Raw genomic sequence first — 14,413 nt, forward strand, 5'->3', positions numbered from 1 at the left:
TGCCGGCCTGACACCCGTACGGCTTCGGGCGGTCCGGAACCGGGTCAGGTGCACGACGGGGCCTCGTCGTGGTCGTACCGCGGTACCACCCGGCCGCCCCCCAATGACCACCGCGGTACCACGGATCACCGCTGCCGCGTACCTAACGTTGCAGGTGAGGCACCGGACAGCCCGGCACCCCGACGCAAGGGCGGCACGATGATCGAGGCACACCAGCTGACGAAGCGGTACGGGGAGCGGACGGCGGTGGACCATCTGGACTTCACCGTCCGGCCGGGTTCCGTCACCGGCTTCCTCGGACCCAACGGCGCCGGCAAGTCGACCACGATGCGCATGATCATCGGCCTGGACGCCCCGACGGCAGGCACCGTCTCCGTCAACGGACGCCGGTACGCCCGGCACGCGGCCCCGCTCCAGGAGGTCGGGGCACTGCTGGAGGCCCGGTCGATCCACCCGGGGCGGTCCGCCTTCGACCACCTGATGGCCCAGGCCTACACGCACGGCATCCCGCGCCGCCGCGTCGAGGAGGTCATCGAGCTGACGGGCCTGCAGTCGGTCGCCCGCAAGCGGGCCGGGGCGTTCTCACTCGGCATGGGCCAGCGCCTGGGCATCGCGGCGGCCCTGCTCGGGGACCCCGGCACGATCATGCTCGACGAACCGGTCAACGGCCTGGACCCCGAGGGCGTGCTGTGGATCCGCACCCTCCTGACCGGACTGGCCGCCGAAGGCCGCACCGTCTTCGTCTCCTCGCACCTCATGAGCGAGATGGCGCTCGTCGCCGACCACCTGATCGTCGTCGGCCGGGGGCGGCTGCTCGCCGACACCACCGTGCGGGACCTGGTGCGGCAGGCCGGTGGCGACACCGTGCTGGTGGCCACCGCCGACCCGGCCCGCCTGCGGGAGGTGCTGACCGGGCCGGGCGTCGAGGTCTCCGGACGCGCCGGCTCCGAGGAACTCCAGGTGACCGGGGTGTCCGCCCGGGACGTCGGCCTGCGGGCCGCCGAACACGGGATCGCGCTGTTCGCCCTCACCACCGCGTCCGTATCCCTCGAGGACGCCTTCATGGACCTGACCAGGGACGCCGTCGAGTACCACGGCGTCGGCGGCACCGGCACGGCTCCGGCCGCCGCCACGGCCGCCGCCACCGAGCTTCCCGGGAGGGCGGCATGAGTACCATCACCCCCGACCACGCGCCTGCGACGGCGGAGGTCGCCGCGGACGTCGCGCGCCCCGCGTGCAAGGTCACCGGGCGGCGGGTCCTGCGCTCGGAGTGGGCCAAGCTGTGGTCCCTGCGCTCCACCTGGATCACCCTCGGCCTCGGCCTGCTGTTCCTGGTGGCCTTCGGCCTGATCGCCGCGGCGCAGTACCGCTCCCGGATCACCTCCGGTGGCCACATGGACCCGGACTTCGCCTCCGCGAGCGCCGTGAGCCTGTCGCTGTTCGGCACGAACTTCGCCCAACTCGCCCTCGGCGTGCTCGGTGTGCTCGTCACCGCGGGCGAGTACTCGACGGGCATGATCCGTTCCACGCTGGCGGCGGTCCCGCGCCGCCTGCCGGTGCTGTGGTCGAAGGCGGCGGTGTTCGGCGTGGTCGCGCTCGCCGTGGGGACCGCCGGGGCGTTCGTGTCCTTCTTCTTCGCCAAGGACATCGTCGCAAGCACCCGGGCGGCCATGACGTTCTCGGACCCGGGCGTCGTCCGCGGCCTGCTGGGCGCCGGCCTCTACCTCGCCCTGGTGGCCGTGATCGGCACCGCTCTGGGGGCGCTGCTGCGCTCCGTCGCCGGCGGCATATCGGTGCTGGTGGCCGCGCTGATGCTCGTACCCGGCCTGGTGTCGCTGCTGCCGACCTCCTGGCAGGACGACATCGGCCCCTACCTGCCCAGCAACGCCGGCCAGGCCATGTTCGCCCTCCACCACGACGCGAGCACCCTCGCGCCGGGCGCGGGACTGGCCGTCTTCCTCTGCTGGACGCTGCTGGCGCTGGTGGCGGCCGCGTACCGCCTGGTGCGGAGCGACGCCTGAGCATGCGTACGCGACCCACGGCCCGCGGCGCCCGGATCCCTCCGGGTGCCGCGGCCGTGCCTCCCGACCACCATGGCAAGGTGACCCCCATGACCCTCATCGGCGGCGGCGTCGTGGACGAGCCGCATCCGCTGCCGCCGGCCGGCCCGGACCCGCTGTGGAGCCATCCCCTGGTCGGCCGGCTGACCCGCCTCGGACGGCGGCTGCGCCGCGCGGACCGGGCCAGGCCGTGGGCACTGGACGCGATCGTCGCGGGCCTGGTCTTCGTGCTGTTCGGGGTGGCGGACCTGGTGCACGCGGGCGACGCCCCGCCCGAACTCGCCGCCGCGTTCACGCCCGCGCCCGTTCCGGTGGTGCTCGGGCTGCAGGCGGGACTCGTACTGCCACTGCTGTGGCGGCGCCGCACCCCGTCCGTCGCGTTCGGCGTCATCGCCGCGGTCTTCCTGCTCGAGTGGTCGCTGGGGGTGTGGCTGCGGGCCGGCGTCGCCCTGCTGGTCGCCCTGTACAGCCTCACGCTGCACGGGCGGCTGCGGCACCTGCCCTGGGCCTGCGCGGTGACGGCGGGGGCGCTCGTGCTGGTCGCGGTACGGGTCGCCGCCGTCGTCTCCGTCGGGGACGTGCTGTTCTTCCTGTGCAGTTCCGCGACGGCGGCCGTCGCCCTCGGCCTGGCCGTCCGCGTACGGCGGGCCCAGCTCGACGTCCTGCGGGACCGCGCGGCCCGCCTGGAGATCGAGCGCGACCAGCGCACCCGGCTCGCCGCAGCGACCGAACGGGCCCGCGTGGCGCGCGAGATGCACGACATCGTCGGCCACAACCTGTCCGTCATGATCACCCTTGCCGACGGGGGCGCGTACGCCGCCGACCACACCCCCGAACGCGGCAAGGAGGCGCTGCAGCTCATCGGCGAGACCGGACGGCAGGCACTGGGCGAACTCCGGCGCATGATCGGCGCCCTGCGTGACCACTCCCTGGCACCCGAACTCAGCCCGCAGCCCGGCATCGCCGACGTCGACGGCCTGTGCGCCCGTGTTCGCGCCGCCGGCCCCGAAGTCCGCTACCGCACCACCGGCGCCGTGGACTCCCTCGACCGGGGCGTCCAGCTGACCGTCTACCGGATCGCCCAGGAAGCGCTGACCAACGCGATCAAGCACGCCGGGCCGAGCACCCGGATCGACCTCGCGGTCGCCGTCGAGGCGACCGCCGTGCACATCCGCGTCCAGGACAGCGGACCGCCCGACGCCGCGGGCCGGCCCCGGCCGGTGCCCGGGGAGGGACACGGCCTGGCCGGCATGACCGAGCGCGCCGCGCTCTACGGCGGCACGGTGAGCGCGGGTCCAAGGCCGGGGCCGGGATGGACCGTGCACGCCGTCCTGGACCTCGCCCCCGCGCCGGGCCTGGACGGAGTCGCCCCGTGACCACCGTGCTCGTCGTCGACGACCAGCCCTTGCAGCGTTACGGCTTCCGCATGCTGCTGGAGAGTTCACCGGACACCGTCGTCGCGGGAGAAGCGGGCCACGGCGCCGAGGCGGTGCGCCTGACCGCCGAACTCCGCCCCGACGTGGTCCTGATGGACGTACGGATGCCCGGCATGGACGGCATCGAGGCGACCCGCCGCATCGTCGCCACCGGCGGCCGCTCCCGGATCCTCGTCCTGACCACCTTCGACCTCGACGAGTACGCGCACACCGCGCTGCGCGCCGGCGCCAGCGGCTTCCTGCTCAAGGACGCGCGCCCCGAGGAACTGCTGTCGGGCATCCGGGCCATCGCACGCGGCGACGCGGTCATCGCCCCGGCACTGACCCGGCGTCTGCTGGACGCGTACGCCCGGCACCTGCCCGCGGGCCCGGACGGCCGCGACGTACGCGCCCATCCCCGGCTCGGCGCCCTCACCGAACGGGAGCACGAGATCCTGGTCGCCGTGGGCCGCGGCTGGACCAACGGCGAGATCGCCGAACGGCTCGTGCTGTCCGAGTCGACGGTCAAGACCCATGTCGGCCGGGTGATGGGGAAGATCGGCGCCCGCGACCGCATCCAGGCCGTCATCCTCGCCTACGACCTCGGACTGACCCACCCCAAGCACGCGGAGTGACCGGCCACGAAGGGGAGTCGCGGGAACAGTGGTGCGGGCCGCCCAGGATGGGGACCGGCGCTGGTGCCGAGGCCGGTGAGGGGACCGGGGGAGCGGGCCGGTGCCGAGTTGCCGGTCCCGACCGCCCTGCCTAGGCTCGCACTACCGGCCACCCCATACGAGGGGGTTCGATTTGCCCAGCGAGAGCCACGTCGTGAAGCGCGTAGAGGTCCGTACGGGTGTTCCCTACGCCGAATTCATCACCGCCCTCGAGAAGGCCGCTCCGCCTCTCGACGTGGGGGCGTTCGAACTCGTCGAGGAAGCCGGCGGCACCTGGGACGACGTCCGTGAGGCCATGGCGGTGAACGCACCGCACGACCTGATCCGCTACGGGCGGATCAACGGCACCCAGGTCCTGAAGCTCGCGGGCGGTTCCACCAGGTCCATGGAGTACTGGATCGGGAACCACGTCATCGCCGAGAGCATGTTCCGCCACGACCCCCGGGCCCTGCTCTACGCGCCGCTGCGGATGCTGGTGTGGAGCGATGAGAACGGCCATGCGGTCTTCGCCATGCATCGCTCCCGTGACGAGTTCGGCAGTCTCGGCAACGCGGAAGTGACGAAGGTCGGCGAAGAGCTCGACCGGCACGTGATCGAGCTTCTTCGCCTGTGCGGCGTGGACGCCGAGCGGGACTTCGCCTAGGCGATCAGGCGTTCCGTTCGAGCACCCAGCGGATTCGGTGCCGCGTAGGAAGAAGAGCCGCCGGCACCGGACCCGGATATTCCTGGTTCGGGCGAACCGCGCAGGCCCTGGTGAGACCGGGTCCTGTGCCGACGGAGGGCACGGTCTACGATCAACGCTGCCGAGGGAGAACCGCCTACCGCCGGGGGACTTGGGGCCGTGGACGACCGGGATCTGATACTCGCTGACCGCTACCGCCTCGTGCGCCCGCTGGGGCGCGGCGGGATGGGGGAGGTGTGGGAGGGCCACGACACGAGTCTGCGGCGGCCGGTCGCGGTCAAGGTGATCTCGGTCCTCGCCGGAGGCGGCAGCCGGGCCGACGAGGCGCGCGCCCGGTTTCTGCGGGAGGCACGGATCACCGCCGCGCTTCAGCATCCCCACATCGTCACCGTCCACGACCTCGGTGAGGCGGCGACCGCCCAGGGCACGACACCGTTCCTCGTGATGGAACTGCTCCGGGGCGAGGGCCTGGACGCCGTCGTGCGGCGCGGACCCGCGAACGAGGAGGACGTGGCGCACTGGGGGGCGCAGGTGTGCGACGCGCTGGATGAGGCGCATGCCGCCGGCATCCTGCACCGCGACATCAAGCCCGCGAATCTGTTCGTCGCGGCCTCGGGCCGCAGCCTGAAGGTGCTCGACTTCGGGATCGCCCGCGCCGCCGACGCCTCGGCCACCGGTGACCGGCTGACCCACACCGGCTTCATGGTGGGCACGGCCGCGTACATGGCACCGGAGCAGGCACGCGGGCGCCCCGAGCAGCGCAGCGACCTGTACTCCCTCGGCTGCGTGCTGTTCGAACTGCTCACCGGACGGCTGCCGTTCGACGCCCCGGACTCCCTCGGGTACGTCACGGCGCACCTCCACGATCCGCCCCCCGCGCCGAGCAGTCTCGCGCCCGGCGTCGCCGCACCGTGGGACCGCCTCGTCGGACGTCTGCTGGCCAAGGACCCGCGCGAGCGGTACGACTCGGCCGCCGTGCTCGCCGAGGAACTGCGGCGCGTCGGTGCGGTGCGGCAGGCCGTACCGGCGGCTCGTCGCTACACCCCTACCGTCGCCGACGGGGAGGAGCCCGGGGCGAGTTCGCCGCCTGCGGCCGTCCCCGTCTCCGGCGATCCCCCGGCGGCATCCACGGTTCAGGCGCCTGCCGAGCCGCTGGGCGCATCGGACATGACCCGGCGCAGCCTGCTCCGCAGGGCCGCGGGCACCGCCGCGGGCGTGGCCGCCGCGGGTGCGGCGGCAGTGTACTTGTTCGGCGAACCCGGAAGGGGCCCGGTCGCCTGGTCGCAGAAGATCGCCGACGTCGACGTCTACAACTCCGACGGTCCGGACGTCGCCGTGGCCGACGGGCGGTGTCATGTGGGCGCCGGTCACTACTACAAACAGACCGCCGCGCTCCACACCTTCGACCTCGCCACCGGAAAGCCTCTGTGGAACCTATCCCTCCACGCGGCCTGGGCCCGGGAGGCACGCTTCACGGTCGTCGGCGGCTCGGTACTCGCCCTGACCACTGCCCCCGCTGATCAAGGCGGACAAATAGAGGCCTTCGACGCAGCCACCGGCGAGCGAAGGTGGGGGAAGTCCGTCTCCTACGGCGCCATGGGGCTGAACGTGCACCGGCCCACCGGCCTGCTGATCACCTCAGAGGACGGGTACGTCACCGGAATCGATGCGCGCACCGGCGACGTGCGATGGGCGACCGACCTGTCCCCCGGCGGCGTCACCTGCATCCTGGCCGGCGACATGATCGTCTGCAGCAACGGAACCGTACTGCTCGGCAAGACGGGCGAGAAGCTGTGGACACGCTCCGGCTTCCAACCGCTCGGCGATTCGGCGCAGGCCCTGGGCGAGGGCCTGCTCTGCTACGAGACCGGCAAGACCGTCCCCGTCGACCTCGTCTGCCGCACGGCGGACACAGGCGAGGTGATGTGGCGGAGTCCGTTCCAGAAGACCGAACCGGACGCCTACGTCCGCAGTGATGTGCAGCCCCTCGACGCTCTGGTGTCGGGCACCACGGTGTTCCTTCCGCTGGCCGCGGGGTCCCGGCGGAAACCGACCGCACTCAACGGACTCACCGGCGAGCAGGTATGGACCTACGGCAGTACGTACGAAGAGGTCGGCCTCAACGCATGGGCGACAGCGAGCGTGACGGGCGGGTTCGTCCTGTCCACGGGATCGGGACTGGTCTGCCTGGCCGCCGACGACGGCAAGGAACGGTGGAACGCCGATGCCCGGTACGTACAGGCCACCGGCGCATACGCCCTGCTCTCCAAGAAGGAGCAGGCACGGGTGTTCCAGCACTGGACCAGCGTGCGGATCGTCGGTATGGAGGACGGCCGCACGCTCTGGACAGGCGAGTTCAACGGCACGCACACAAGCGAGGCCGCCGCGAGCGGCGACTCGGTCGTGCTCCTGGACGCCGACGGCACGGTGTGGGCGGTGCGCGTTTGATCCCTCGGGCCCGGCGGGGGAGCGGCCGCCGTGGGTCGACGCCGGCCACCGGCAACCACGCACTCGACAGGGCGAACGGTGTCCGATGCGGCACTAGTATCGCGGCCATGCCGAGTCCCGAGGAGAGCGGCCGCGTCGAGGGGGCAACCTCCGTCCCCTGGCACGCCGTTGTGGTGAACCATGAACGGGCGGTCGGTCGGCCGCCGTACGCGCAAGCCCGTCCCGAAGGAGAGCCGCTCGCGTGGCGGGACGACCTGCGCATCCACGGCGCGGTCGGGGAGGTCAGGTGTGTCGACGCCTCGGGCCGCACCCGCTGGACGCACCGCTGTGCCGGCCGTCCCAATGCCGCCCACGTCTCCGGCGGCCGGGTCTTGGTCACCACGGACTCCCTCGAGTACACCGCCTGGGGTCTCCTCGGCCCGGCCCTGCTGCTCGACCTGGCGGACGGCACCCTCATCGCCGAACTGCGCGGGGAGCGCGGCACGGCCCTCCGCGGCGGCCGCTTCTTGCTCGGCCTGGAGGGCTACTCGTTCTTCGACACCTGGGAGCACGACCGCGACGGCGACACCGTGGACTCCTGGCGCAGCTACGGCCACTACGTCGTCGGCACCGGCATCCGCGTCGTCGAGGCAGACCGCGCCCTGCCGACCCGCAGTCGGGTGGTCCGGCTGCTGCCCGGCGGCGTCATCGAACGGGGCCCGCAACTCACCGACCCGCAGGCCCCGCGGCCGCTGGTCCTGGACGACGGCACCATCCTGGTCCTCGACGCCGGCGTGCTGCGCGCCGTCGACCGCCAACTGCACGGCACCGTCCTCGCCGAACTGCTGCCCGTCGCCGCTGGCCGGCTCGCGGGCTGCATCGGAGCGCTGCGCCGCGACGGGGACCACATCACCGCGGTCATCGCCGAGCCCCACCAGGGCAGCAATCCCACGCAACACACGGTCCACACCTGGACCATCGCCCTCTGCCCAGGCGCCTGACGGCCACTCGTGGATCGCCGGCGCGCATCCCGGGGGAGGGGGGTCAGCCCACTCCCAGTCGGGATATCTCGCGTCCGGGGGAGCGGTCCATCACCATGAGGAGTCCGGCCTTGCGCGTCCTGTCGTAGGCGGCCTCGTCGATGACGTCCAGTTGGAACCAGACGGCCTTGGCGCCGATGGCCACGGCTTGGTCGGCGATGCCTCCGGCGAGGTCGGAGTTGACGAACACGTCCACCACATCCACCGGGAAGGGGATGTCCGCGAGGGAGGCGTAGCCCTGCTCGCCGTGCACCGACTCGGCCCTCGGGTGCACGGGCACGACCCTCTTGCCGATGCGCCGCAGCTTCTCGGCCACGCGGTACGCGGCCCGTTCGGGGTTGTCGGACAGCCCGACCACGGCCCAGGTGTCTCCCGTGGCGCTGAGGATCTGCCGCATCGTGGCGTCATCGCTGTAGATCGTCATGCCTGGCACCGCCGTGAGGTGGGGAGTTCCGCACCGGATACCGCCAACTGCCCGGTCATGGGGAGCGTCGGGTGTGTGCACTTCGCTGACCGCATGAGGAGACAGTAGCCAGTCGCGAATACTGTATGCAATACCCTGTTGTTCGGGGCCCGGCAGTATGGACCCCTGCTCTCAGGCGCGTGCTCGCGGCGGCTTCGTGCTCGCCCGCAGGATCACCCGGCCGGCCACCCGGGTGACCGACTGCTCGCGGGCGTCCGGGGCCAGGGCCATCTCGATCGCGCGCCGGCCCATCTCGTGCAGGGGCAGCCCGACGGTGGACAGACCGGGGTCGTGGTCGCGCAGCGTCGGGATGTCGTCGAAGCCGGCGACCAGGACGTCACGCGGGGTCCGCAGACCGGCGGCCCGGAAGGCGGCCATCGCGCCCAGCGCCATCACGTCGTTGACCGCGAAGACGCAGGCCCCCCAGCGGCGCTCCGGGCGGATCGAGGCGATCATCTGCTGCGCCGCCTCGTATCCTCCGTCCCTGGTGAACTCGCCCGGCACCACCGCCAACGGTTTGTGGCCCGCACGGCGCAGCTCCCGGACGAAGCCGTTGGTGCGCTCGACGGCCGTCGCCAGTTTCTGCGGGCCGGCCAGGACGACGAAGTCGGTGGTGCCCTGCTCGATGAGGGCCTTGGCCAGCGCCGCCGCCCCGGCGCGGTTCTCGGGGGCGATGGTGTGCGTGCCGGGCAGTGGCTGGCCGATGACGGCGACCTTCCCGCCGAGGCCCCGGTAGCGTTCGAGAAGGCCCGTCAGCCGCTGCTGGTCGCGTCGGCCGTCGTCGGTGTGCAGCCGCGATCCGACCAGGACGATGGCGTCGGTGCGGTGGCTGAGGAAAGCCTCGACCACCCGGATCTCCTGCTCGGTGCTGCGCAATGTGGTCGCGAGCAGCACTTGGCGGTCGCGCTGCGCCGCCTCGACCTGCACTCCCGAGGCGATGGACGAGAAGTACGGGTCGGCGATGTCGTGGACGACCAGCCCGACCAGGCCCGTCTGGGCGCCTGCCAGGGCCCGCGCCTGGGCGTTGGAGACGTAGCCGAGCTCCTCTGCCGCCTGGCGGACCGCCTCGACGGCCGCTGGGGAGGGCCGGCGGCTGGAGCCGTTGAGCACGCGGGAGGCCGTCGCCTGGGAGACGCCCGCGCGGATGGCTACGTCGGTGAGGGTCACCCCTGCCACGCGTTCACCTTTTCATGTCGGTGGTTCCACTTGTCGGTCGAGGTGGCGCCTCGCCTGTCCGTATTCTGCCGTCGTCCATGGTCACAGGGTGAGTTCCGGGATCCGCTTCCGGCGCCCCTCGTCGGACGAACACAGCGCCAGCTCGGCGAGCTGCACGCCCCGCGCCGCGGAGAGCAGGTCGTGCCGGTGCGGGCGGCCGGCCGCCACGTCGCGCAGGAACTCCTCCCACTGCACCTTGAACCCGTTGTCCTGCTCGGCGTTGGCGGGTACGTCGAGCCACTGCTCGCGGAAGGGTTCGGTGACCGGGAGGTCCGGGTTCCACACCGGCCTCGGGGTGTGCGAGCGGTGCTGGGCCACGCACCCGCGCAGGCCCGCCACGGCCGAGCCGTGGGTGCCGTCGACCTGGAACTCGACGAGCTCGTCGCGGTGCACACGCACCGCCCACGACGAGTTGATCTGCGCGATGACGCCGCCGTCGATCTCGAAGATTCCGTACACCGCGTCGTCGGCGGTGGCCCGGTACTCCCGGCCCTGCTCGTCCCAGCGGACGGGGATGTGCGTGGCGGTCCTGGCGGTGACCGCCCGGACGGGTCCCAGCAGGTTCTCCAGGACATAGCTCCAGTGGCAGTACATGTCGACGGTCACGCCGCCGCCGTCCTGACTGCGGTAGTTCCACGAGGGTCGCTGGGGAGTCTGCACGTCGCCCTCGAAGACCCAGTAGCCGAATTCGCCGCGCAGCGACAGGATGCGCCCGAAGAATCCCTCGTCGATCAGCCGGCGCAGCTTGAGCAGGCCGGGCAGATAGAGCTTGTCGTGCACGACGCCGGCCACCAGGCCGGAGTCCCGGGCCAGCGCGGCCAGTTCGACCGCCTCGGCGAGCGTCGGGGCGACGGGTTTCTCCACGAAGACGTGCTTGCCCGCCGCGATCGCGGCGCGCAGGGCCGTGGGGCGCACCGAGGTCACCTGCGCGTCGAAGTAGACGTCGACGGACGGGTCCTTGAGTACCTCCGTCAGGTCGGTGCTCCACCGCCGCACCTGGTGGCGCTGAGCGATCTCGCGCAGGCGCCGCTCGTCGCGGCCGACGAGGACCGGCTCCACCTGCAGGCGGCTGCCGTCGGGCAGCAGGACGCCGCCCTGCTCCCGGATCTCCAGAATCGAGCGGGTGAGGTGCTGCCGGTAACCCATGCGGCCCGTCACGCCGTTCATGGCGATGTGCAGAGTGTCCGAGGCGGATGTCGATGCCACTGTGCCTCCGCGAGCGTTGGAATGCGTATTCCCACCGTAGGTTTCCGGAGTTTCAGCAGTCAAGGGAGCCCCGCTACGGACCGGCCGGGATCGCCCGCTTGGACGGCTCCCGGCGGTGCCTCGACGGGGAGTCGGGCACGTGTCGAGCGGGCCGATCCGTGCCGAGTCCCGCTCGACGCGGCAAGAAGGCGGCTTTCATGACGTCTTGCGTCATTCGTTCCCCATCGGTTCGGCGGATCCCGATCCGGCCCTTGACACTGGCCGAAGGGGGCTCCTACTTTCGCCGGAAAGCGCATTCCCGACCCGCGAACACAACGCAACTGCGGACCCACGAACGCAACATACGTACAGGGGTGCTCCGATGAGTCATGCGCAGACCGCGGCGGTGGACTACACCGCCGAGGTGTTCATCGACGGCCGGTTCGAATCTCCCGCGTCCGACTGGCTGCCCGTCCTCGACAAGGGGTCCGGAGCGACGTTCGCCCGCTACGGCAACGCGTCCCCGGCACAGGTCGAGCGTGCGGTCGCCGCCGCGAGGCGCGCCCAGCCCGCATGGGCGGACACCGACGCCAACACCCGGTGCACCGTCCTCCGGGCCTTCGCCGCCGAACTGAACTACCGCCACGACGAGCTGATCGAGCTCATCATCCGGGAGACGGGCGGCACGGCCGAGAAGGCCGAGGAAGAGCTGGAGCAGTCCGTCAACCAGCTGCTCAACTCCGCCACCCAGCTCACCGAGAACGCCGGCTCGATCCTGCCCCCGTACAAGGGCGGCAAGATCTCCCTGTCGCGCGCGGTGCCGCTGGGCGTCATCGGCCTGATCGTCCCGTGGAACTATCCGATGAGCCTGGCGATGCGGGCCCTGGCACCAGGGCTGGCCTACGGGAACGCGGTCGTCCTCAAGCCCGCCGAGCTCACTCCGATCGCCGGCGGCCAGGTGCTCGCCGAGGCGGCCCGCGCCGCAGGGATACCCGAGGGCGTCTTCGCCGTCCTGCCCGGGGACGGGCCGGGCACCGGCAGTGCGCTCTACCGGCATCCCGGGCTGGACCTGATCCACTTCACCGGATCGTTCGAGGTCGGCCGCGAGATCACGGACTTCGCCGTCCGGGCCGGCAAGCCGGTCGTGACCGAACTCGGCGGGGACAACGCCTTCGTCGTGCTCGACGACGCGGACATCGACCAAGCGGCCGCCTGCGCGGTCTGGACGTCGCTGTGGTACCAGGGGCAGACCTGCATCAGCGCGGGGCGGCACCTCGTGCACCGCGAGGTGGCCGACGCTTTCACCGAAGCAGTCGTGGAGCGGGTGCGCAAACTCCGCGTGGGTGACCCGCTGCGCGACGAGGTCGACCTCGGTCCGGTGATCAGCGCCGTCCAACGGGCCCGTTTCCACGACGGCCTCGTCGAGCCCTCCATCGCGGCAGGGGCGAAGGTCGCGGTGGGCGGCACCTATGACGGGCAGTTCTACCAGCCGACCGTGCTCACGGACGTCACACCCCAGATGCCCGTCTTCCGCGAGGAGACCTTCGGACCCGTCATGCCCATCACCGTGGTGGACTCCGAGGCCGAGGCCCTCGACCTCGTCAACCGCCACCGGACCCTGATGAACTCGGTCTTCACCGGCGACCCGCTGCGCGGCCTCGCCTTCGCCGAACGGGTCGCCGGCAACGAGGTGCACGTCAACGACGGCTACGCCCGCCACGGCGGCGAGGGACAGCTCGCCGCGTTCACCCGCCGGCAGTGGGTCGGCCTGCAGACAGCTCCGGTGTCCTACCCGGCCTGGGCCCAGGGGAGTTAGCGCCCGGCCGGGGCACCCGGCCACCAGGACACCGGACCCGGCAACCACACCGTCAAAGGAGAACGAAGTGCTCGGGGGCTATCTCAAGAAAGCGGCAATCCTCGGCCTGGCCGCCACCACGGCCGTGACCACCCTGGCCGCGTGCGGCTCGTCGGAGGACTCGTCCGGCGGGAAGAGCAAGGGGCCCGTCACGTTGACCTACGTCAACTGGGACGGCGGCATGCAGGACGTGGTGAACGAGTGGAACCGGCTCAACCCGGACGTGCAGGTGAAGCTCAGCAAACCGTCCGGCACCGGCTACACCCTGTACAACAAGCTGATCACGAACAACCGGGCCGGCACCAACCCGGACATCACCGAGGTCGAGTACCAGGCGCTGCCCGCCCTCATCGCCAACAAGGTGGTCGTGCCGATCGACGACTACGTCGGCGACCTCTCGAGCGACTTCGACAAGTCCTCCCTCGCCCAGGTGCAGTTCGACGGCAAGACCTACGGCGTTCCGCAGAACATCTGCCCGATGGTCTTCTTCTACCGCAAGGACATCTTCGACCGGCTCGGCCTCAAGGCGCCGACCACGTGGGAGGAGTACGCGGCCGCCGCCGGGACGATCCACAAGCGCAACCCCAAGCAGTTCATCGGCAACTTCACCGCGGTCGACGCGGGGTGGTTCGCGGGCCTGGCCCAGCAGGCGGGGGCCGACTGGTGGACGGCCTCGGGCGCCAAGTGGACGGTCGCCATCGACGACGCGCCCACCAAGAAGGTCGCCGACTACTGGGGCGACCTGGTCCAGAAGGGGCTGGTCAGCCCGGAGCCAAACTGGTCCCCGCAGTGGAACACCGACATGAACAACGGCACCCTGGTCGGCTGGGTCAGCGCGCAATGGGCGCCCAATCAGCTGCCCGGGATCGCCAAGGACACCGCCGGCAAGTGGGTCGCGGCGCCGCTGCCCGCCTGGACCGCCGGTGACCGGACGGTCGGCATCTGGGGCGGCGAGACCGAAGCGGTGACCGCCAACTCCAAGCACCCGGCGGAGGCCGCGAAGTTCGTCAAATGGATGAACTCCTCGGCCGGCGGCGCGAAGATCCTCATCGACAAGGTCGCCGCCTTCCCCGCCTCGAAGGCGAACCAGCAGCTGGACGCCCTCAAGACGCCGCCGGCGTTCATGTCCAACCAGCGGGACTACAACACCCTGATGGCCCAGCAGGCCGCCAACGCGCGGACGTTCCAGATCTGGGGCCCGAACGCCAACGTCACCTTCGACAGCTACTCCAACGCCTTCGCCGCCGCGCTGCAGAACAAAACGCCGCTGTCCGCGGCACTCACCGAGATCCAGCGGGCGACGGTCGACGACATGAAGCAACGCGGCTTCGACGTCACCGGCTGACCCACCCAACCACCCGCGCACCCAACCACCCGCGCATCGACACGAGGGGAAG

Annotated in this window: 12 protein-coding genes; 9 read left to right on the forward strand and 3 right to left on the reverse strand. The window is 71.5% G+C overall.

Annotation, left to right across the window (positions count from 1 at the left end; translation table 11 throughout):
* Positions 1 to 198 precede the first annotated feature (198 nt).
* The 7 genes from ACFYXS_RS05155 (at position 199) to ACFYXS_RS05185 (ending at position 8,259) form a co-directional block, all read left to right on the forward strand.
* Positions 199 to 1,170, forward strand: coding sequence for an ABC transporter ATP-binding protein (locus ACFYXS_RS05155; protein WP_389244023.1), 972 nt, complete (start codon positions 199 to 201; stop codon positions 1,168 to 1,170).
* A complete protein-coding gene (locus tag ACFYXS_RS05160) occupies positions 1,167 to 2,021 on the forward strand; it encodes an ABC transporter permease (RefSeq protein WP_389244025.1) in 855 nt (284 codons plus the stop codon). The genes ACFYXS_RS05155 and ACFYXS_RS05160 overlap by 4 nt, the downstream gene beginning before the upstream one ends.
* Before the next feature lie 89 nt (positions 2,022 to 2,110).
* Positions 2,111 to 3,436 carry a sensor histidine kinase gene (locus ACFYXS_RS05165; protein WP_389244690.1) on the forward strand — a complete coding sequence of 442 codons (1,326 nt, stop codon included), beginning with the start codon at positions 2,111 to 2,113 and terminating at the stop codon, positions 3,434 to 3,436.
* On the forward strand, positions 3,433 to 4,110 hold the full coding sequence (locus tag ACFYXS_RS05170; protein ID WP_389244027.1) for a response regulator: 678 nt from the start codon (positions 3,433 to 3,435) through the stop codon (positions 4,108 to 4,110). Before ACFYXS_RS05165 ends, ACFYXS_RS05170 begins: the two co-directional genes overlap by 4 nt.
* 193 nt (positions 4,111 to 4,303) lie before the next feature.
* The gene (locus tag ACFYXS_RS05175) at positions 4,304 to 4,792 is read left to right on the forward strand and encodes a DUF302 domain-containing protein (protein ID WP_389244029.1); all 489 of its coding nucleotides are present in this window, start codon (positions 4,304 to 4,306) and stop codon (positions 4,790 to 4,792) included.
* 198 nt (positions 4,793 to 4,990) lie between these two features.
* The gene (locus ACFYXS_RS05180) at positions 4,991 to 7,279 is read left to right on the forward strand and encodes a protein kinase (RefSeq protein ID WP_389244031.1); all 2,289 of its coding nucleotides are present in this window, start codon (positions 4,991 to 4,993) and stop codon (positions 7,277 to 7,279) included.
* A gap of 107 nt (positions 7,280 to 7,386) precedes the next feature.
* On the forward strand, positions 7,387 to 8,259 hold the full coding sequence (locus ACFYXS_RS05185) for a hypothetical protein (RefSeq protein WP_389244033.1): 873 nt from the start codon (positions 7,387 to 7,389) through the stop codon (positions 8,257 to 8,259).
* A gap of 43 nt (positions 8,260 to 8,302) precedes the next feature.
* Here ACFYXS_RS05185 and ACFYXS_RS05190 read toward each other — a convergent pair whose 3' ends face one another.
* The 3 genes from ACFYXS_RS05190 to ACFYXS_RS05200 form a co-directional block, all read right to left on the reverse strand.
* Positions 8,303 to 8,716: a CoA-binding protein gene (locus tag ACFYXS_RS05190; RefSeq protein WP_389244692.1), complete on the reverse strand. Its 414-nt coding sequence runs from the start codon at positions 8,714 to 8,716 to the stop codon at positions 8,303 to 8,305.
* Positions 8,717 to 8,893: 177 nt separating this feature from the next.
* A complete protein-coding gene (locus ACFYXS_RS05195) occupies positions 8,894 to 9,937 on the reverse strand; it encodes a LacI family DNA-binding transcriptional regulator (protein WP_389244035.1) in 1,044 nt (347 codons plus the stop codon).
* A gap of 81 nt (positions 9,938 to 10,018) precedes the next feature.
* Positions 10,019 to 11,143: a Gfo/Idh/MocA family protein gene (locus ACFYXS_RS05200; protein ID WP_389244694.1), complete on the reverse strand. Its 1,125-nt coding sequence runs from the start codon at positions 11,141 to 11,143 to the stop codon at positions 10,019 to 10,021.
* A gap of 400 nt (positions 11,144 to 11,543) precedes the next feature.
* On the opposite strand from ACFYXS_RS05200, the gene ACFYXS_RS05205 reads away from it, so the two are divergent.
* On the forward strand, positions 11,544 to 12,977 hold the full coding sequence (locus ACFYXS_RS05205) for an aldehyde dehydrogenase family protein (RefSeq protein ID WP_389244037.1): 1,434 nt from the start codon (positions 11,544 to 11,546) through the stop codon (positions 12,975 to 12,977).
* Between the two features lie 67 nt (positions 12,978 to 13,044).
* Entirely contained in the window at positions 13,045 to 14,361 is a 1,317-nt protein-coding gene (locus tag ACFYXS_RS05210; protein WP_389244039.1) for an ABC transporter substrate-binding protein, read from the forward strand.
* Positions 14,362 to 14,413 lie beyond the last annotated feature (52 nt).

Origin of the sequence: Streptomyces sp. NPDC002574, assembly GCF_042889545.1 — a bacterium.
GTDB lineage: Bacteria > Actinomycetota > Actinomycetes > Streptomycetales > Streptomycetaceae > Actinacidiphila.